Source organism: Pedobacter suwonensis, assembly GCF_007833675.1.
In the GTDB taxonomy this organism is placed as follows: domain Bacteria; phylum Bacteroidota; class Bacteroidia; order Sphingobacteriales; family Sphingobacteriaceae; genus Pedobacter; species Pedobacter suwonensis.
In genome coordinates, this window is sequence record NZ_CP031708.1 from 1674579 (window position 1) to 1694500 (window position 19922).

At 38.7% G+C, this 19922-nt stretch carries 23 protein-coding genes; 13 read left to right on the forward strand and 10 right to left on the reverse strand.

Annotated features, from left to right (window positions below):
- Positions 1 to 27: 27 nt before the first annotated feature.
- Positions 28 to 2079 carry a TonB-dependent receptor gene (locus tag DV942_RS06885; RefSeq protein WP_145856306.1) on the forward strand — a complete coding sequence of 684 codons (2052 nt, stop codon included), beginning with the start codon at positions 28 to 30 and terminating at the stop codon, positions 2077 to 2079.
- A gap of 55 nt (positions 2080 to 2134) precedes the next feature.
- On the opposite strand, the gene DV942_RS06890 is transcribed toward DV942_RS06885, so the two are convergent.
- A complete protein-coding gene (locus tag DV942_RS06890) occupies positions 2135 to 2482 on the reverse strand; it encodes a single-stranded DNA-binding protein (RefSeq protein WP_090982605.1) in 348 nt (115 codons plus the stop codon).
- Between the two features lie 233 nt (positions 2483 to 2715).
- Here DV942_RS06890 and DV942_RS06895 point away from each other — a divergent pair, with 233 nt between their 5' ends.
- From DV942_RS06895 to DV942_RS06920, 6 genes are all read left to right on the forward strand, one after another.
- The gene (locus tag DV942_RS06895; RefSeq protein ID WP_090982604.1) at positions 2716 to 3075 is read left to right on the forward strand and encodes a hypothetical protein; all 360 of its coding nucleotides are present in this window, start codon (positions 2716 to 2718) and stop codon (positions 3073 to 3075) included.
- Positions 3076 to 3173: 98 nt separating this feature from the next.
- Positions 3174 to 3512, forward strand: coding sequence for a n-acetylglutamate synthase (locus DV942_RS06900; protein ID WP_090982602.1), 339 nt, complete (start codon positions 3174 to 3176; stop codon positions 3510 to 3512).
- A 26-nt stretch (positions 3513 to 3538) separates the two neighbouring features.
- On the forward strand, positions 3539 to 4072 hold the full coding sequence (locus DV942_RS06905; RefSeq protein WP_145856308.1) for a MepB family protein: 534 nt from the start codon (positions 3539 to 3541) through the stop codon (positions 4070 to 4072).
- Positions 4073 to 4161: 89 nt separating this feature from the next.
- A complete protein-coding gene (locus DV942_RS06910; RefSeq protein ID WP_145856310.1) occupies positions 4162 to 5010 on the forward strand; it encodes a bifunctional helix-turn-helix domain-containing protein/methylated-DNA--[protein]-cysteine S-methyltransferase in 849 nt (282 codons plus the stop codon).
- Complete coding sequence (locus tag DV942_RS06915; protein ID WP_145856312.1) at positions 5007 to 5294, forward strand: Ada metal-binding domain-containing protein; 288 nt, start codon at positions 5007 to 5009, stop codon at positions 5292 to 5294. Before DV942_RS06910 ends, DV942_RS06915 begins: the two co-directional genes overlap by 4 nt.
- Positions 5231 to 5839 (forward strand): alpha-ketoglutarate-dependent dioxygenase AlkB family protein, encoded by a 609-nt coding sequence (locus DV942_RS06920; RefSeq protein WP_134203994.1) that lies wholly within the window; start codon positions 5231 to 5233, stop codon positions 5837 to 5839. The genes DV942_RS06915 and DV942_RS06920 overlap by 64 nt, the downstream gene beginning before the upstream one ends.
- 440 nt (positions 5840 to 6279) lie before the next feature.
- Here the strand turns inward: DV942_RS06920 and DV942_RS06925 are convergent, their stop codons facing one another.
- A complete protein-coding gene (locus DV942_RS06925; protein WP_145856314.1) occupies positions 6280 to 7071 on the reverse strand; it encodes a hypothetical protein in 792 nt (263 codons plus the stop codon).
- Positions 7072 to 7464: 393 nt separating this feature from the next.
- Between DV942_RS06925 and DV942_RS06930 the strand changes: the two genes are divergently transcribed.
- From DV942_RS06930 to DV942_RS06950, 5 genes are all read left to right on the forward strand, one after another.
- Positions 7465 to 7878, forward strand: a complete 414-nt coding sequence (locus DV942_RS06930) for a response regulator transcription factor (protein WP_244950839.1) — start codon at positions 7465 to 7467, stop codon at positions 7876 to 7878.
- Between the two features lie 106 nt (positions 7879 to 7984).
- On the forward strand, positions 7985 to 8527 hold the full coding sequence (locus DV942_RS06935; RefSeq protein WP_145856318.1) for a DUF4199 domain-containing protein: 543 nt from the start codon (positions 7985 to 7987) through the stop codon (positions 8525 to 8527).
- Between the two features lie 176 nt (positions 8528 to 8703).
- Positions 8704 to 9243 (forward strand): GNAT family N-acetyltransferase, encoded by a 540-nt coding sequence (locus tag DV942_RS06940; protein ID WP_134203998.1) that lies wholly within the window; start codon positions 8704 to 8706, stop codon positions 9241 to 9243.
- Between the two features lie 60 nt (positions 9244 to 9303).
- Positions 9304 to 9702, forward strand: a complete 399-nt coding sequence (locus DV942_RS06945; RefSeq protein WP_145856320.1) for an META domain-containing protein — start codon at positions 9304 to 9306, stop codon at positions 9700 to 9702.
- A 74-nt stretch (positions 9703 to 9776) separates the two neighbouring features.
- Positions 9777 to 10700, forward strand: a complete 924-nt coding sequence (locus DV942_RS06950; protein ID WP_145856322.1) for a YihY/virulence factor BrkB family protein — start codon at positions 9777 to 9779, stop codon at positions 10698 to 10700.
- Positions 10701 to 10706: 6 nt separating this feature from the next.
- Here the strand turns inward: DV942_RS06950 and DV942_RS06955 are convergent, their stop codons facing one another.
- From DV942_RS06955 to DV942_RS06970, 4 genes are all read right to left on the reverse strand, one after another.
- Entirely contained in the window at positions 10707 to 11141 is a 435-nt protein-coding gene (locus DV942_RS06955) for a MarR family winged helix-turn-helix transcriptional regulator (RefSeq protein WP_145856324.1), read from the reverse strand.
- Between the two features lie 322 nt (positions 11142 to 11463).
- Entirely contained in the window at positions 11464 to 11883 is a 420-nt protein-coding gene (locus tag DV942_RS06960) for an organic hydroperoxide resistance protein (protein WP_145856326.1), read from the reverse strand.
- A 187-nt stretch (positions 11884 to 12070) separates the two neighbouring features.
- A complete protein-coding gene (locus DV942_RS06965; protein WP_145856328.1) occupies positions 12071 to 12661 on the reverse strand; it encodes a porin family protein in 591 nt (196 codons plus the stop codon).
- A 12-nt stretch (positions 12662 to 12673) separates the two neighbouring features.
- Positions 12674 to 12970, reverse strand: coding sequence for a hypothetical protein (locus tag DV942_RS06970; RefSeq protein WP_145856330.1), 297 nt, complete (start codon positions 12968 to 12970; stop codon positions 12674 to 12676).
- 129 nt (positions 12971 to 13099) lie between these two features.
- On the opposite strand from DV942_RS06970, the gene DV942_RS06975 reads away from it, so the two are divergent.
- Positions 13100 to 14254: a tetratricopeptide repeat protein gene (locus tag DV942_RS06975; RefSeq protein ID WP_145856332.1), complete on the forward strand. Its 1155-nt coding sequence runs from the start codon at positions 13100 to 13102 to the stop codon at positions 14252 to 14254.
- Here DV942_RS06975 and DV942_RS06980 read toward each other — a convergent pair.
- The 4 genes from DV942_RS06980 to accC form a co-directional block, all read right to left on the reverse strand.
- Positions 14251 to 14712, reverse strand: coding sequence for a DUF4268 domain-containing protein (locus tag DV942_RS06980; RefSeq protein WP_145856334.1), 462 nt, complete (start codon positions 14710 to 14712; stop codon positions 14251 to 14253). The two genes, DV942_RS06975 and DV942_RS06980, sit on opposite strands and share 4 nt — an antisense overlap.
- Positions 14713 to 14882: 170 nt before the next feature.
- Positions 14883 to 17525, reverse strand: a complete 2643-nt coding sequence (locus DV942_RS06985; RefSeq protein ID WP_145856336.1) for a glycoside hydrolase family 78 protein — start codon at positions 17523 to 17525, stop codon at positions 14883 to 14885.
- A 144-nt stretch (positions 17526 to 17669) separates the two neighbouring features.
- Positions 17670 to 18254 carry a riboflavin synthase gene (locus DV942_RS06990; protein ID WP_145856338.1) on the reverse strand — a complete coding sequence of 195 codons (585 nt, stop codon included), beginning with the start codon at positions 18252 to 18254 and terminating at the stop codon, positions 17670 to 17672.
- Positions 18255 to 18362: 108 nt separating this feature from the next.
- Positions 18363 to 19874: an acetyl-CoA carboxylase biotin carboxylase subunit gene (gene accC, locus DV942_RS06995; RefSeq protein ID WP_145856340.1), complete on the reverse strand. Its 1512-nt coding sequence runs from the start codon at positions 19872 to 19874 to the stop codon at positions 18363 to 18365.
- Between the last annotated feature and the right edge of the window lie 48 nt (positions 19875 to 19922).

Consider the following 19922-nt stretch of genomic DNA (forward strand, 5'->3'; position numbering starts at 1 on the left):
TGTGGCTTAACACTAACTTTTCCCAATTTGAAATCGAACTTTACCTTACTGTTTACCCTATTCTTTTCTACTGCCTTAGCGCAGCACATCAAACCCGATTCGATCAAAAAACTCGAAGAAGTTACCGTAAAAGGCTATTATAACCACCAAACTTTACTCAGATCAGTATCAGCTGTAAACCTGATAGATAGCAGTTTGATAAAAAATCAACCGAACAGCTCATTAGTGAGTATGTTAAACACCGTACCAGGAGTACGCATGGAGGAACGCTCACCAGGGAGCTATCGCCTGTCACTTCGGGGCAGTTTACTTCGCTCCCCTTTCGGCATAAGAAATGTAAAAATTTATATTGATGATTTTCCATTAACTGATGCAGGAGGAAATACTTACTTGAATTTACTAGATGCTTCCGCAATAGGTACAATGGAAATTTATAAGGGTCCGGAAGCCAATATCTTTGGAGCAAATACCGGTGGCGCCATTTTAATTAATCCTTTTACCATCAACAACAATGAGATAAATGTGTCTGCCACTGGTGGTTCTTATGGCCTCTTCCATCAAAATGCATCAATCAGGCAGCAGTATAAAAAATACAGCTTTAGTGTTAATGAAGGCTATCAGCGAAGTGATGGCTATCGGCAAAACAGTGCAATGGACAGAAAATATTTTCAAACCTTGCAGCAATGGGATTATAGCAATGCGGGGAGTTTAAAGGCTTTTGCTTTTTATAGCGATTTAACGTACCAGACACCAGGAGGATTAACGGCTTCGCAGTTAGATCAAAATCCTAGACTGGCACGTCCGGCAACCGCTACTTTACCTGGCGCCCTTTCGCAGCAAGCTGCTATCTACAACAAAACCATTTTTGGGGGAATATCCAACTCTTATCAGATCAGCAAACGCTTAAAACACGTAATTGCTTTATTTACTTCTTATACCGACTTTAAAAATCCTTTTATTACCAATTATGAAAAACGCTATGAAAGTACACTCGGTTTAAGGACATTTCTGGATTATGCACAGGTTAAAGAAAACATAAGGCTTAATGCACAGATCGGGTTAGAAAGTTCAGGTACTAAAAGCCAGATCAAAAACTTTAATAATAATGGCGGAGAAGCTACTGCTCTACAAGCTTCTGATCAGTTAAAGGCAGGACAGGATTTTGCTTATCTGAGGTTAAATTTCGATATTAATAACAAACTTCTGATCGAACTTGCGTCGAGTTTAAACTTTTACAGATACCATTACGAGAGTTATTTTCCGAATGTTGTGGCCACTAAGCAAAGAAAATTCAATGCCCAGTTTATGCCAAAGGCAGCAGTATCTTATCTGATCACTTCTGATTTTTCGGCCAGGGCTTCGGTCAGTAAGGGCTATTCGCCACCAACTATTGCGGAAGTAAGGGCGTCAGATAATAATATCAATAATGACCTGCAGGCCGAGCTTGGCTGGAACTATGAATTGGGTTTACGTTATAAAGCCAAAAACAACCGCTTTTACACCAGTGCTAACCTATTCACTTATCATTTGAAAGATGCTATTGTCAGAAGGTTAAATCAAAACGACACGGAATACTTTACCAATGCCGGCGGAACCAGGCAACAAGGATTTGAACTGGAAACTGCCATTTGGATAATCAGAAATAACCCATCATTTTTAACCGGCTTACAATGGAGAGCTAATTACACTTATAACCATTTTAGATTCGAAAATTTTACAAGTGGTATGAATGTTTTTGATGGCAATAAACTTACAGGAGTTCCAGAAAACGTCTTAATCAATAGTTTAGAATTTGACTTTCCAAAAGCAATTTACCTTTTTGTGCAACATAATTATACCTCTTCAATCCCTTTGAATGATGCCAATACCGTCTTTGCGAACAGATATCATTTGGTTGAAGGCAAATTTGGTGTCAGAAATTTAAAGATAAACAAAATCCGTTTAGTTCTTTTTGCAGGAGTAAATAACCTGCTGAATGTACAATACAGTTTAGGCAACGATTTAAACGCGGCAAACGGAAGATATTTTAACACAGCCCCAGGCATTAATTTTTATACAGGCCTTGCTGTTAAATTGTAATTGCTAAATCGCATCATATAAATGATCTGTCTATATGATGCGATTTTGCTATAAACTAAAACATTTCTTTCTTTTCTTTTTCCTTAATCACGACATCGCCGACAACGATTTCGATTGCATAGCGTTTCTTCCCGTCTGCCCCATCATAACTATTGGTTTGCAATCTACCTTCAATGGTTAAAGCCGTCCCCTTTTTAACCTGCGCTTCGGCAAGTTCGGCTTTCGCATTCCAAAAAATTAAATTAAACCATTGTACTCTTTTTACTTCCTCTCCGGATGAATTTCTGTAGTTTTCGTTTATTGCCAGATTAACCTTAGCTAATTTTTGACTTCCAAAATTTTTAACCTCTGCATCTGCTCCTGCAAATCCGCTTAATACTACTTTGTTAACTGCACTTTCCATAATTTTTAAATTTAAGTTTCTAAATGTTTAACGAACAGTCATCACCTCGACAACCGACAGGACAAAATTGCAAACAGCGTCAAAAATTAGTCGGATGGTAAACATTTATAGCCGTTTATAAACGTTTATAAACGGATAATATACCTTTAAGCATCATTAAAGCTATTTATTTTTTATTCACTATTTTATTTTATAAATTAGGTCATCATCCCATAATAAAAAAAGCAATTATTATGGAACGTTTATGCTTAGACTGCGGAAGCCCGATAAGAGGCAGGGCTGATAAAAAATATTGCGATGATTCTTGCCGCAGCAATTACAACAATCGCTTAAATACTGAGGATAACCTCGTGATTAAACGGGTAAATAATATACTCAAAAAGAATCGTGCTATTCTCGCTACGCTAAATCCAAATGGTAAAACAAAGGTTTCCGGTAAAAAGCTTGTTTCGGCTGGCTTTAAGTTTGAATTCCATACCTCCAGTTACGAAACCCAAAACGGCAATACCTATACCTTCTGTTATGAATATGGTTATTTAGCCCTAAATGAAGATAGCTACCTCCTGGTAAAAAGAGAAGAAAGCCTGGGTTAAGTCCGTATGAAATATTTAATTTTCACTAAGAATTAGCGCGACGGGTGAGAGCTTATGTATTTTTTTATTCGACCGGAGATGATTAGTTTTATCGACTTATGATCAATTATAATGACAAGCTTTTTAAACCTGTAAACACTACAGAAAATAGCGAAACATCAAATGAAACCATCTTCAAATATAAACAAAGGGGAAATATCCTGACCGCCGAATACGAGGGTGGAAAAATTGTTTATGGCCATTTGCTTGGCTTGGTAGACCATGAAGGAAACATCGAAATGCGCTATCACCAAATAAACCAGGAAGGCGAATTAATGACTGGAACCTGTAGCTCAAAACCTGAGCTATTGGCCAATGGCAAAATCAGACTTCATGAAACCTGGCAATGGACATCAGGAGATCAATCGAAAGGGCAATCTATTATTGACGAACAATAAATTCTTTCCCAGTTGATAAGTCCAATATGCTGATAAAAAATCTCACCGGTCGTATTTCATCTGTATTACAAACTGCATTGGATTTAGTTTACAGTCCGATGGGTTATCAAATGTATAACTTGCAGATCGAGGATGAAGGTCGGGAATACAACGCCTGTACTTTTACATTAAACGCCCTGAAAATCAAACACCGGACTGCTAAAGTCACCCCAACCAAAACGGGTCGATTTGTAAGCATTTGGAAGAGGAATGAAGCTGGAATTACGACTCCCTTTACTGATCAGGATGAATTTGATTTATTGGTCATATCTGTTAATGATGCTGAACGATCCGGACAATTTATTTTTCCAAAAGCAATTTTGGTACACCATAAAATAATCGCTGCAAACGGAATAGCAGGTAAAAGGGGGATCAGGGTTTATGCACCCTGGGATATAGCAGCAAATAAACAGGCCGCGAAAACCCAAAAGTGGCAAGTGACTTATTTCCTTCAGATCGATATGAATGGAAGCACCGACCTTGCAAAAGCAGGGAAACTAATTGGTGACGAAATAAAATAAACACGTTATCAGATCTGGTTAAACTTAGCAAGTTTCGGGTAGTTTGCCTTTTCTTTAACAACTACTTTGGATGTGAATTATTCAAGACCATGAAAGTACAGGAAAAAATCAATTTTAACCGCATAGCTGAGGCCATCAGTTATATCAAAACGAATTTCAAAACACAGCCCGGTTTAGAAGAAATTGCAGAAAAAGTAAACTTAAGCCCTTTTCATTTCCAAAGATTATTTAGCGAGTGGGCAGGCACTACCCCAAAACGTTTTCTGCAATATATCAGCATTGGTTACGCTAAAGAAATGTTGAAAGAAAAAGAAAGTTTATTCGATACCGCATTAGCAACCGGCTTGTCGGGAACCAGCAGGCTACACGATCTTTTTGTAAACATTGAAGGAATGACACCAGGCGAATATAAGAACGGCGGCGAAAACCTTATCATCAATTACAGCTTTGCAGAAAGTCCATTTGGGAACATTATTGTAGCCAGTACTTCAAAAGGAATCTGCCATATTGCCTTTTATGATGATGAAAACATGGCTTTGATGAATTTGCAACGCCAATTTCCTGCTGCTCAGTATCAACAGATAATGGACAAGGAACAGCAAAATGCTTTATCGATTTTTGGTCACGACTGGAGTAAATTACAAAAGATTAAATTGCATTTAAAAGGATCCGACTTCCAGTTAAAAGTTTGGGAGGCTTTATTAAAGATCCCAATGGGCAAATTAGCAACTTATGGTAAGATTGCGAAACAACTGGAAAACCCAAAGGCATCAAGAGCGGTGGGCACTGCCATTGGCGATAATCCGGTGGCTTTTCTCATTCCCTGCCACCGGGTAATACAATCAAGCGGTGCATTGGGCGGCTATCACTGGGGAGTGAACCGAAAAACAGCCATGATTGGTTGGGAAGCCGCTAAAACCAATAACCAAACGGTATGATTAAACACATCAATATTTCAACTGAAGAATTTAAAAAAAAATTCAAAAACAGAGAAATCTGCTTCGGTGGAAATGCCCGATTGAAAATTTACGGACTGCTTAAATGCAGTTCGGGAAAGCGGATGAAAAAAGAAAACCGTGTTTTTTTTCGTTCTAAAGAAGAAGCATTTCAGCACGGCTATCGCCCCTGCGGACATTGCCTAAAAACAGCCTATAAACAATGGATTTATTTAACAGCACACCAGATCGTAGCCAAAACCTGCTCCCGCATGACGGAACAGTAAATTATTACGGCAAATTATTCCAGCAATCAGAAGCGGATCATTATTTTGATGTGCTGATGAAAACGATTGAGTGGAAAAACGACGAAGCCTTTATTATGGGCAAACACATCGTTACCAAACGGAAAGTAGCCTGGTACGGAGATGAGGCGTATTCTTACACCTACTCCAATAAATCGAAAACCGCCTTACCATGGACAAAGGAATTACTGCAATTGAAAAAGATTTCAGAAGAACAAGCCGGCACAACATTTAACTCATGCTTACTTAATTTATACCATAACGGCGATGAAGGCATGGCTTACCATAGTGATGACGAAAAGGCCCTGGCAAAAGATTCTGCCATTGCATCACTAAGTTTTGGTGCAGAGCGAAGATTTCTATTTAAACACAAAACCACTAAAGAAAAGGTGACCCTGTTTTTAGAAAACGGAAGTTTACTGGTGATGAAGGATGAAACGCAGACGAAATGGCTACACAGATTACCGACAAGCAAGAAGGTATATAAGCCGAGGATAAACCTCACTTTTAGAACAATGGTGGTTTAGGAATACAACCTCACTTGAATTAATCATCTGATCTTGAGTTTTTTTTTACTTTTTATTTTCTGAATGTCGCCCTGAATTTATTTCAGGGCGCCGTTATATAGAAAATATGCTGACCAGGTAGTAGCTATGAGGCAATTGAAAACGGAAGCACTGCTTGTAAAATGAATCTGACAGCTATCTGATCAGCATGACAATTAGCCTGTAAAAAACAAAAACTCACAGCAAAAAGATTGATATATAATAAGAGAAGCAATCTCTATGATAGAGATTGCTTCGTCGTTCCTCCTCGCAATGACTATTTTTATTATAGATTGATCAATAGCAAGTGTATAACAAAGGTTTTTTGTTTCAGTGGAAAAATCGTTCAAAAGGCCACACTAACAATTTTTTGATTGGAGTTAAAGCTACATTTACAATAATTGTTAATAATCTATAAAATCTTACCGTTTGAACTCACTAATATCTACAATACGGTCATCATCGGCATTTTTCTTTAAAAACGATGTTCCGTTAGAATTTTTCACCCAGGTATAATCTCTCTGGATATTGCCAACAAGGGTTTCAGGTTGGTTTGTCAACGCTGCTGGCAAAGGCAGATTAAAAGTTTCACCAGTTGCTGTATTTACCTGGTACAGAGAATTAGCAGTTAAAAACACCAACGTTGTTTTATCGCTCGAGTACATAAAGAATTTACCCTGGATGCGTTCATCCTCTTTTTGACGCTTGATCGGGTAAACCCTTGAATTAATGGTAGTGATAAAAAAATCGTTGTTCACCAACCAATTGCTTCTGGTTAATTCTTCCAGGCCTTTTGTATATTTTTTATCTTCAGCACCTTTTGATGGCTTGTCCAGGCTCACCACGTCTGTTTTTCCGCCATTTAAATAAATGATATAAAAAGAATTCATTTTATCCTTTCCATTATCACTCTGAACCAATACCGCTGTTCTTTGCGTATTGATAAAAGATGCAACCTTAAATTTCTTTACTTCAGCGTTTGGCGCATCATCTATAATGATAGCTGTATCTTTAGATTTGATGCTGAAACGATCGTCAGTGGCTAGTTTTCCGGAATCAGTTTTTACGATGGTTAATATGTCTGTTTTTGATTTCGGGAAGACATTAAAATCATCACTTGCCGCAAATGCGCGTGCTTTAAAGGTTTTTTCAGAATTTCCTCCGCAGCCGAATAAAACAACGGATAATAAGAGTGCATAAAGCGTAATTTTCATGGTTTAGCTATTTATATTTTGCGCTAATTTAAAACCTTTATTGCTTTCTATTACAAAATCACCAGAAAATTACCTGGTTCAACTACTGGCTTGGTATTGTAATTGTTGTCAGACCTTCCAGCGGCTAAGTAGGATATGGTGTTAGGATAAAAAAATAACATGATATGAGGAGCAAATGGCTGTCAGTATCCCACCAATTTCATAAAACACTGCAGATTAATATATTATCCTGATCACTTCTTCCATCCTCCTCTTTAATCTAACACACTTTCACCTGCCTAATTAAAACTAAATTTCCTACTTTAGATAAACGATTATTAACCAATGCGCGGCTCAACAAATTTTCTAACCAAAAATAAAAGCGTCATACTATATGGGTTATTTTTGGCTATAATGCTCTGTTTATTAAAATGGTTGGAGCTTAGGTTTATCGTGATCAATCATGCCTTTGAGATCTATGCAGGCGCTATTGCGGTTATTTTTACAGGCTTAGGCATTTGGCTGGCGTTAAAATTAACAAAACCTAAAACCATTCTGATTGAAAAAGAAGCCTTGTATGAAAAATCGGAAACATTTGTAATTAATGAAAAAGAAATAATCAGGCTAAATATCAGTAAAAGAGAACTGGAAGTTTTACAATTGATGTCGGAGGGATTGAGCAATCAGGAAATAGCAGAGCGGCTGTTTGTTTCATTGAATACCATTAAAACACATAATGCCAGGCTTTTTGGAAAACTAGAAGTAAAACGCAGAACCCAGGCTATAGAAATAGCTAAAAAACTCGGCCTTATCCCGCAATCGCGTTAATACTTTGGCATGAAAAATTATGTTGATTTGAAAATCACCCTAAAGTATGAAGGCGAAAACAACTATTTGGACCAATTTTGTGGCATAAACCCATAATAATTGAAACATGAAAAAAAATGTAACGGTATTCGGATTAATTGCAGGCGTAATTGTATCGGTGTTAATGGTACTCTCGATGATGAGATGTTATAACGACCCTAACCTGGAGCACAGCATGCTCATCGGTTATGCTTCGATGTTGTTGGCTTTCTCTTTTATTTTTGTTGGAATCAAAAACTACCGGGATAAGTACAACGAGGGGTTGATTACTTTCGGCAAAGCGTTTAAAATAGGTGCGCTGATCAGTTTAATAGCCTCAACTATATACGTTGTTGTTTGGCTTGTTGACTATTATTTATTTATGCCTGATTTTATGGATAAATATGTTGCTCAAGCATTAAGGGAAGCCAAAACTAATGGTGCATCGGCATCAGAATTAGCAAAATTGAGCAAAGAATTGGCTTTTAATCAGGAAATGTATAAAAATCCGGTTATGGTTGTACTCTTTACCTATATGGAAATATTGCCTGTCGGGGTACTGACTTCACTGGTAGCCGCGTTAATACTGAGAAAAAAGCCAATCAACACGGTGAAAACCCAGGCGGTTTAGACGACTGCTACCGTCTGCTCTCTTCATTTTAAATCCGCGTGACCATCACACACATATACCACGCGGATTTAGCAAATTAACGCAGATCTATTCCATCATCCCTCTTCCATATTAAATCTTATCATATTAAAACTTAAATAACTTTATGTTAATTTTGATCAATTGAGATCTACAGTATGAAGATTTTTGCCGAAACCGAACGTTTAATTTTACGCGAACTCATGCCTGCCGATGCTGAAGGTATGTTTGAATTGAACAGCGACCCTGACGTTCACCGGTATCTGGGTAATAAACCCGTAACGTCAATTGAGCAAAGTATAGCCGAAATTGAGTTTATCAGAAAACAATATGTAGAAAATGGTATTGGAAGATGGGCTGTTATCGAAAAAACATCGGGTAATTTTCTAGGGTGGTCGGGCTTAAAACTTATTACGGAAACTACAAACAACCATATCAATTATTACGATCTGGGCTATCGGTTTAGCAAACGGTTTTGGGGAAAGGGCTATGCCACAGAAACAGCAATGGCCGTGATAGACTATGGATTTACTGAACTAAAATTGAATGAGATTATTGGTATTGCAGACATTAATAACCTGGGATCTATCCATGTGCTCGAAAAAGTTGGTTTAAGGCGCGTATCTGTTTTTGATTATGATGGTACAAAACACCTCTGGATGAAAATTGAAAATCAGCCTAGCTTGATTAAAAGATGATTTTAACTTTTATTGGTTTAGTTTTTGATGATAAAAAGTAAATGATATAAACTTTTTGTTATGAAAAACCTTATTTACTGTGGCATTTTGATCTTATTACTGAGTTCTTGCAAAGAAAAATTAGATCCGGCAAAATTCACCAATACCAAATGGGAATTAATCTCGCTGCCAGGATTAACTTTGCCTTCAAACGCAAAGGCAACACTCAACTTTGCAGACAGCCTTAAATTTAGCGGAAAATCATTTTGCAACAGTTATGGTGGACAAGGCGAGATTACTGATCATAAAATAAACGTTAAAAATGTTTTTAGCACAAAAATGTTCTGCCAGGAAACAGAAGCTGCTGAACGTGCTTACTTACATGCCCTTAACCAGGTGAATAACGCCAAAATAGCTGATGATAAGCTACAGTTGTTAAATGGTGATAAAACGCTAATGGTTTTCACTAAAACCAACTAGAATCTTTACAATGATAAAAAGGCTGAATAAAGTATTTTTACTATTTTCGGCCTTTTGAGTTTAACGCAGGAGCAATGCCATTGATGATACTAGATCTGAAGTTTTTTTTCTCTACCATAAGAAAAGCATTTAATTTATTTCAGCAGAATGATCCCTTGCGATTGGCCGGCGCGACTGCATTTTTCACCAATTTTGCTTTACCCCCAATATTGATTATCCTGATCAGGCTTTTCGGCATGTTTACCGATAGGAGGTTACTGGCTACACACCTTTTTGAACGTTTGGCGAATATTCTGGACAATGAAAGCATATTACAGATCCGAAACACCCTTAGAAATATCCGGGGGATTGATCAGGCCTGGTATGTTACCTTGTTTAGTTTTATATTTTTTCTTTTTGTAGCCACCACATTATTTAATGTGATCAAAAACTCCCTGGAACAGATCTGGAACATTGGTCAGAAAGATAAAAAGGGAATTATTAATACCCTTAAATCGAGAGCCATATCCGTTACCATTATTTTGTTGGCCGGAATATTATTTTTTATAGGTCTGTTGGCTGATAGTGTGCAGGCCTACATAGGTGCTTTTCTTAAAAATGGAGCGCCATCTTTTGGATTAATTTTAACCTCAATTATTAATCAATTGGTTTTTGTAATTATCGTAACTACCTGGTTTACCATCCTTTTCAGGTATTTAACCAATGGTAGACCTACCTGGCGGGCGGCTATCTCAGGAGGCTTGTTAACCGGATGCCTGTTCACCGCCGGAAAGTATATCTTAAGGATTTTATTGCCGCTAAGCAACATCAGTAATATTTACGGGTCGGCGGGATCGATTATTGTTATTATGCTTTTTGTATTCTACTCTTCCCTGATATTCTATTTTGGGGCTTCATTTATAAAAGCATTAAGTGTTGGACGCGCCACCCCTATTGTACCAAAAAATGGGTCTTTCGCCTATGAGCTGACCGAGGTTGGATTGAAAAAGGAACATTAAATACCGTTATACAACCAGATTTTGAATCAGTTTATCAAGCAGGCTTTTGAGTTGAATACTTTCTTCTAAGCTAATCCCCAACTGCTCTCCAAGTTGAGCGCGTAAAGCTGGTGCTTTTTCTTTCAACGCTATTCCCTTTTCTGTGAGCGATATAACGATGCTTCTCTCATCCTTTAAAGATCTGACACGCGATACAAGACCAGTTTCCTGCATCCGCTTAAGCAATGGGGTTAAAGTATTCGATTGCAGCATTAATTTCTCTGAGAGCAAGCTTAAGTTAACAGCATCATTTTCCCACAATACAATTAAAACCAGGTATTGCGGATAGGTTATACCTAAGGTATCCAGCACAGGCTGGTAACATTTGGTTACTAACCTCGAGGCAGCATAAAGCGGAAAACACAACTGATTCTCCAGTTTTAAAGACTCATCTATTTCCATCACCTATTTCCTTTACAATAAAATCTTCAGCTAAGTAAATCATTTTCTCTCATCCTAAAAACCTGAGTTCGATTATTTGCTTAATATAAATAGTCTATTTTTAAATGTTTATAATGACGATATCGTTATGTTGAATTTATTTCAGCATCTTTTATACGAGATAGACCCTGAAATAAATTCAGGGTGACGACCAGCAAATAAAAACGCCCATAAACATCTTCAGAACAGATTATTAATCGAGCTCAGGTTAAAAAATTTGCTTTGGAACACTGTAGTTGGAATGACACTCCACCTAACACTTGTTCCATGCTGGAGTCAATAATTAAATCACTTCCAGTTTAACATCAATATTACCACGCGTTGCATTAGAGTACGGACATATTGCATGCGCTTTATCTACCAATTGTTGAGCCTGTGTAGTTTCTATTCCCGGAATCCGCACTTGCAACGAAACGCCTAATTTGAAGCCACCTTTTTCATCAGGATGCAGCGATACATTTGCTTTTACTGAAGACGGTTCTTCAGGTTTAACCTTATCCTGATGCATCACTAAGTTTAATGCACTATCAAAGCAACCGGCATAACCCGCCGCAAAAAGCTGTTCTGGATTGGTATATTCCCCGCCATTACCACCCAGCTCTTTTGGCACTCTCACTTCAAGTTCCAGAACTCCATTTTCACTTGTTATTTTTCCATTACGTCCGCCGGTTACCGTAGCGCTTGTTTCATATAACGTTTTCATATTATCTTTTTAATTTTAATCGCAAACGATTATATCGCTTACGATACAAATATAAACAACTATTTTAAAAAAGCAAATTATTCCATGAAACTGATATGGGCTTCCATTGGGGATCGAAGAAAAAAGTATCAGGCATAAAAAAGGTGTTTATTAGAAATAAACACCTTCCATTTTTTAGATTGATTTTTTATAAAATTCTATAACCTAAACCAATTGTAAATAAATTCAGTTTAGTACCTGGATAACCAGCCTTATTAATTTTAGAAAGTCCCAACTCGTAACGGGCATCAAAACTCAGCTTTTTAAGATCTAAACCTGCTCCAAATTGCCAGGCCAGGGCCTGATTTTTAAAGTCGGCACGGAAAACATTTCCTGCCGCCTGACCAAAGCTTTGGTTTTCATCTAATATCAGCGAGAACATGGGGCCCGTGTTCAAACGAAGTCCTACACCAGCTGCACCAAACTTTGTACCTACCAATAAAGGCACATCTAAGCTGGTAAAGCGCACTTTGTTTACCTCTCCTGTTGCATCACTTACCAAATCTGCTTTTTTTCCTGACAGGTAAAGCTCAGGTTGAAAATAAACGCCTGCAGCACCTACCCTGGCCCAAAGGCCGCCATAAAAACCAGTACGGTTGTTGCTGTTAAAAGTGTTTTCACTATCAAATTTCGAAAAATTTGCACCAGCTTTAACACCCAGCTGGAACGATGGCAGTACCTGTGCGCTGGCAAATAAGCCAACCAGTAAAAAGGCAACAGTTAATGATAAAAATTTCATATACAATTAAATTTAGCTGGTGGCATTGTTAATGGCTTCCTGTTCTTTTAAAGAATCAATATTATTTTTATCACCAAAGTTTTGGGTTTTACCTGCAAAATAATCTAAAATTCCCGAAATAGTATCTAAGTTATCAGCTAAGTTTTGATGAATTTCTGGCAAATCTTTTTCCAGACGGCTATCGCCTAATTCAATATTATCTACTTCAATCTTCGCAATTTTCTGAATAAGTGCCTGCTTAGAATTTTGCAAATCTTCCAATTCACGCACGATCTTCTCCATTAATTCAAACTTCTTTAAAGTATTCATAGGTTCTTATTTTAGTTAAACTATTCCTTATAAACCCCTTTGTATAGTTTTTGTTTTATTTCTCGATTTTTTACTCGCCGATTTGGAACTAACAAAAATAACTAATAATTTAGTTTAAAATCATCAGTTATGAAAAACCCATTTACGCTATTAGTCTTATTCATCTTAGCTTTAACAAGTTATGCACAGGATGCAAAAACGGTAGATAAGGAGAAGCTCTTCGACCTTTATCAAAACCAACGCTATGCAGATGCAGCGCAGTACCTAAAAAATACTTATGGAGATGAAGTAAATGATTTTAAAATCCTAAGCCAAATGGGTTATTGTTTTTTAATGGCTGGTAATAATGCAGAAGCAGAAAAATTTTATAGCAAGGCCAATACCTTACAGCCCCAGAACCTATCCGTTCTTTTTAGTCTTGGTAACATTAATACTAAAAGAGGCAATACCGAAAAAGCCAAACTGTATTATGGCGAAATTGTAAAGATAGACAGCAGTAATTTCAATGTATATAAACTATTGGCCAATCTGTACAATTCTCCGCAAGATGACTCGCTCAAACTCAACTACCTTTTAAAAGCTAACTTTATTAATCCACTGGAAGGCGATGTTGCCGCTGACCTTGCTGAAATGCATACCAGCTATCAGCAATACGAAAAAGCTTATCAGGTACTCAATATTGCCATTACTGGTGATAGTGATAACCTGGTACTTCAAAGAGCAAAACTGCCTATTGCCAACCAGCTGAAAAAATATGGTGAAGTGATTGCATCAGGTGAGAAATTATTGAAAGATAATGCAGATGCAGGAGTAATAAAGGACACCGCAAAAGCCTATTACTATACCAAAAAGTATCAAAAAGCGATAACGCTTTTTAAACAGCTGGAAGAGATGAAGATGGAGAACGAAGCTACCTTATACTACACATCATTAAGTTACCGCGCTTTAAAAGATTATCACCAGTCAGCACTTTATTCTCAGAAAACCATCGATGCAGGCATCTCGCCCAATACCTCCAGTTATTATGCCTTATTAGGATTGGTTTATGAAGAAAATAAACAATTGGCGCTGGCAGGCGCGGCTTATAAAAAAGGGTTGCAATTTAAAGCTACTCCCACATTGTATTATCGCCTGGCCGTATTCTATGACACCAGCTTAAAACAAGGCAAAAATGCGCTCAAATACTATAATCTTTATATAAAAAGCAAGCCCAGTCCAACGGATGATAAAGAAGAGATTAAATTTTCAAAAAGCAGGATTGAACAACTCAAACTGACCAATTAAACCAGATCTTCGAAAACAGGTTTTACGTTATCCCAAAATTCGTCCAGGGCGATTATTCGTGGTTTAAAAAAGGAAATTAATGTTGGCCAATGTTGCTGATTAAAGATGCTCACCCCAGCGAGGCTGATGGAAATCTTAGATACCGTTTTACCGAAATCATCGGTTGCGTCTTTAATCCATTCCCATTCCTCGTTCAATGTGTTGGTAAATAAACGTTTAAATTCTTCAAACTGCTCGAAAATAAGATGCCTGATATCGGGATCAGGATGAGAAAGCTGAATGCTGATGAAGGCTTTTTTGCCATCAACATCCATCTTAAAGAAGATGTTCTTCACACCGGTTTTATAGTTGGTCCAGTTTACTGTCGAACCGCTCGCTGATGGCACAGGCTTCATGTATTGCCCAAAACTGATCCAAAACTGTTGACGTAAACGGGCCGACTCTTCTTTACTGTACATTTATTTTTTTAGCATCTGATAAAGGCCTTATCATCGTTACCTAAATCGTCATTCCCGCGCAGACGGGAATCTTAAAGCAAATGCATTCGGATTCCCAATCAAGTTGGGAATGACGACTTCCTGTAAAAAAATATTCACGATGTCTCCTTACAAAGCTGCAATATTAGCGATTAATATTTACTTTCAAAATGGTAAGTCCCGGAGCCGATCTCTTCTCTTTTTAGGGCACCAGGCAGTACAACGGTTGCGGAGGCATTGGCGGGAACTGTTACGTCCAGCTTAAAGGTTCCATCAGTTAAAGTCCAGGAAGATTTTATCGTTCCATACACCGTTTCCAGCGCTGCTGAGGCACTGGTTAATTTACCTCCAGGTCTGGGTGCAATCAAAATATCTTTATAACCAGGCTTTGTAACAACCGGATTGATGCCTGCTATGTTTTTATACATCCAATCGCCAATGGCGCCGTAAGCATAATGGTTGAAAGAATTCATATCTGCGGTTTGAAACGAGCCATCCGGTTTAATACCATCCCAACGTTCCCATATGGTAGTAGCTCCCATTTTAACCGGATATAACCAGGAAGGATAACTTTCCTGCAGCAATAAGTCATAAGCTACGTCTTCATGCCCAAAACGGCTCAGTACATGGCACAGGTATGGGGTGCCTAAAAAACCCGTGGTGAGGTGGTTGCCGTAATCTTTTACATTATCCACCAATCTTTGCGCAGCCTGTGCACGTAAGTTTTCGGGCAGCATATCGAATTGCAATGCTAAAACATATGCTGTTTGCGTAGCAGAAACCAATTTGCCGCTTGGTGTCATATTTTCTTTGAGGTAAGCTGCTTTAACCTGATCTAAAAGTGCCTGGTACTTCACTACATCTTCCGTTTTACCTAATACCTTTGCAGCATTAATCAGCAACTGGGTTGAATGTGCATAAAATGTTTGGGCTATCATATACTTATCAGTCACAGCTGCACGACCATCGTTATCATCATTAGGCCGGTAAAATAACCAATCGCCAAAGTGGAAGCCCGTATTCCAGAGGTTATTTTTTGCTACTGAAGAAATATAATCTACCCATTTTTTCATGCTGTTGTACTGTGTTTCCAGTATTCCTTTATCGCCATATGATAAATACATATCCCATGGAACAATGGTGGCTACATCGGCCCATCCGGCAGAACCTGCATCATTCTGTGTCAATACATTTGGTATCACAAAAGGAACACTACCATTGGGGAGCTGATCTGCGGCAACATCTTTTAGCCATTTGGTAAAAAAGCCCGATACATTCATATTATACGCAGCGGTTAAAGCAAACGCCTGGGCATCGCCGGTCCAGCCTAAACGTTCGTCTCTCTGCGGACAATCTGTTGGCACATCAACAAAATTCCCTTTCTGCCCCCAGGTAATGTTGTGCTGCAACTGGTTCAGCAAAGGATTGGATGTGCTGAATTTTCCAGTGGTTTTCATGTCTGAATACACCGCTAAAGCAGTAAGGTCTTCTAATCTCAGTTCGCCTGGGTATCCATCTACTTTAACATACCTAAAGCCCTGGAAGGAAAAATGCGGTTCGAATGTCTGCTCAGTTCCGCCCTTTAAGATATAATTATGCTGTTGCCTTGCTGTTCTCAGGTTAGTTGTATAAAAATTCCCTTCTTTGGTTAATACTTCAGCATGGCTGATGGAGATTTTTGTCCCCGCCGGGCCTTTCGCTTTCAGCAATACCCAGCCCACTAAATTCTGACCAAAATCAACAACAGTTTCACCTTTCGGTGTTTTAAATATTTTTAAGGCTTTAAATTCTTCGTGTTTGGTTACCTGTGGTCCGCTCATTCCAACCAGTTTTTCAGGACCAAAGGCTAATTCCTGTACCGGCTTCCAGTTCAGGTCTTCTTTAAAACCTGTATTATTCCAGCCTTGGCGTTCCAAACGGGCGTCATAAGTTTCACCATCATAAATATTAGCGGCCAATATGGGTCCGTAACTTGTTTTCCAGGTATTATCTGTTACGATGGTTTCTTTGCTCCCATCAGCAAATTCTACTTCGAGCTGCATTAACAAAGCCCTGGTGTCGCCATAAAATTGCTTCTGATGATTAAATCCGATACGCCCTTTGTACCAGCCATCGCCCAGCGAAACACCAATTACATTGCCACCTGTCTTCAGCGATTGTTTAACATCATAAACCTGATATTGAATATGATCTTTATAACTGGTCCAGCCTGGGGCAAAATACGCATTACCAATCCGATTGCCGTTAATACTCGCCTCATATAAGCCTTTGGCGGTAATATAAACCAATGCAGATTTTACCCGTTTTTTAAGGTTAATTTCTTTTCTGAACAATGGACTCGCTAACGAAGTATCTTTTCCGGCTACCGAAATCCATTTCGCCTGCCAATCTTCAGGTTTTAAACCGGTTTGAAAATATTGCACCGGCGACCATGCGGATGTGTTTCCGTGATTATCTTTTACCCTAACCTGCCAGTAATATCTGGTTTTCGATGACAGTTTTGGGCCGTCATAGGCAACCAGCACAGACTGCTCACTGCTTACCCTTGCTTTCCATAAAACTTTACCAATGGTGGCCGTTTTACCCAGCTTGATTTCGTACTTACGCTGTTTGGTATTTTTGATGTCCGAAATTATTTTCCAGCTGAATCTGGGTTTCGGATGATCAACACTTAAAGGATTAACTAAATGCTCTACCGTTAAATCTTTTACCGAAACTTTCTGACTGAAGGTATCCGTTGTAAATAAAAACAACAAGACAAGACTGGTAAAGGGTACAAATAAGTTTTTGTTCATATTGGTTAGCGTTAATTTTCGATCTTAACAATGCGATAATCAACAATATTTTTAAACTAACCATCCTGCACTGTTATGAAAATAAACGCCGGCACAACGTCAATAAATTGACTGAACAAATTTTAGAAAATTAAAATAAATAACTTACCGATTCATCAACCTGGCCACATACTTGCCGATAATATCAAACTCCAAATTTACCGTATCGCCTACATAAACTTCCTGTAAATTGGTATGTTCGAAAGTATAAGGGATGATAAATACTGAAAATTCGTCATCAGCTGAATTTACAACAGTTAAGCTGATCCCGTTTACACAGGCTGAACCTTTTTCTACAGTTACATTTCCGGCGCCGGCATCATATTTAAAACGGTACTCCCAGCTGCCGTCAAGTTCTTCGCGTTTCACACAAACCGCAGTCTGGTCTACGTGGCCCTGCACAATATGGCCATCTAAGCGGGCATTCATCTGCATACAACGCTCAAGGTTCACTTTACTACCCACTTTCAAACCACCTAAATTGGTTTTGTTAAGGGTTTCATCAATTGCGGTAACCGTATGCGTTCCATCATGTAAAGCCACAACGGTTAAACATACCCCGTTATGGGCTACGCTCTGGTCAATTTTCAGTTCATGGCTAATTGCCGATGATATGGTAAAGTGGATATTGGTATGATCGTTTTTAATGGCAGTAACCTCGCCAAGTGTTTCTATAATTCCTGTGAACATTTTATAATTTATTTAAAATCCGTCATTCCCACGCATGCGTGTATTTATTACCGCGAAAGATGCTGAAACAAGTTCAGCATGACGGTCTCATCCGGACTTCTCTATGTTTTAATATTTTAATCTATTTTTTCTCCAATCGGAGCTATTTTTAACTGCAGTACCTCCTAACCCCACTTCTTTTTCAGCAAACAGTTTTGCAGCAATTACAGCGGCAATCAGTGCTTCTGTTTCATCCTGCTTTTTTAAACTTTCTGCTTTAAAGTATTTACCTACAAAGTGTGTGTCAAAATTACCTGTTCTGAAAGCCTCGTGTTGCATTACAAATTTACCAAAACCCAAAGTAGTCTCTATCCCGGTAATATCATATTCTTCAATAGCCCTAATCATCCGCTCTATTGCTTCTCCTCTATCTTTGCCGTAAGTAACCAGTTTGGCAATCATCGGATCATAATAAATAGGGATTTCCATTCCCTGTTCAAAGCCATCATCTACCCTTACCCCGTTACCTTTGGGGGTATTATAAGTTTGCAAAGTTCCGATATCAGGAAGGAAATTATTGGCCGGATCTTCAGCATAAACCCTCAGTTCGATGGCGTGTCCACTGATTTGTAAGTCATCCTGACTAAAACTCAATTTTTCTCCTGAAGCAATTTTGATCTGCTCTTTTACCAGATCTATGCCTGTGATCAGCTCGGTTACCGGATGTTCTACCTGCAAGCGGGTATTCATTTCGAGGAAAAAGAAGTCGAGGTTTTCATCAAGAATAAATTCGACTGTACCCGCTCCGGTATAATTTACAGAACGCGCAACATCTACCGCACATTGCCCCATTTTTTGCCTGATTTCTTCAGTTAACACAGATGAGGGGGCTTCTTCTACTACCTTCTGGTGTCGGCGCTGTATAGAACACTCACGCTCAAATAAATGAACGATATTACCATGGCTATCGCCTAAAACCTGTATTTCAATATGCCTCGGAGAGGTAACATAACGTTCGATAAAAACTGCGCCATCGCCAAATGCCGAAGTAGCTTCGCTTACGGCAAGTTGCATCTGTTCTTCAAAATCTTCAGCCCGCTCCACAATGCGCATTCCCTTACCACCTCCTCCTGCAGCTGCTTTGATTAAGATCGGAAAACCAACTTCAATGGCCCGTTGCTTTGCCTCATCTACATCCTGAACGGCCTCTTCCGTTCCGGGAACCATCGGGATATTATATTTTAATGCTGCGGCTTTTGCAGCTAATTTATTGCCCATGGTTTCCATAGCCTGTGGCGAAGGACCAACCAGAATAAGGCCGGCATCAGCAACCATTTGTGCAAAACTGGCATTTTCTGATAAAAACCCATAACCCGGGTGGATGGCCTCAGCGCCTGTTAGCTTACAGGCGTCTATAATCTTTTCCCCCACCAAATAACTCTGGTTAGAGGGCGCAGGGCCAATACATACGGCCTCATCGGCATAACGCACATGCAGCGCATTCCGGTCTGCTTCAGAATAAACAGCTACTGTTTTAACTCCCATTTCCTTTGCCGAACGCATAATCCGCAAAGCGATTTCGCCACGGTTAGCGATTAGAAGTTTGGAGATTGGGGTTTGAAGTTTGGAGTTTTCGGGCATTTTGGTTAGCATTTCATTAGACATATTGACTCAGGACTGAATACTTGC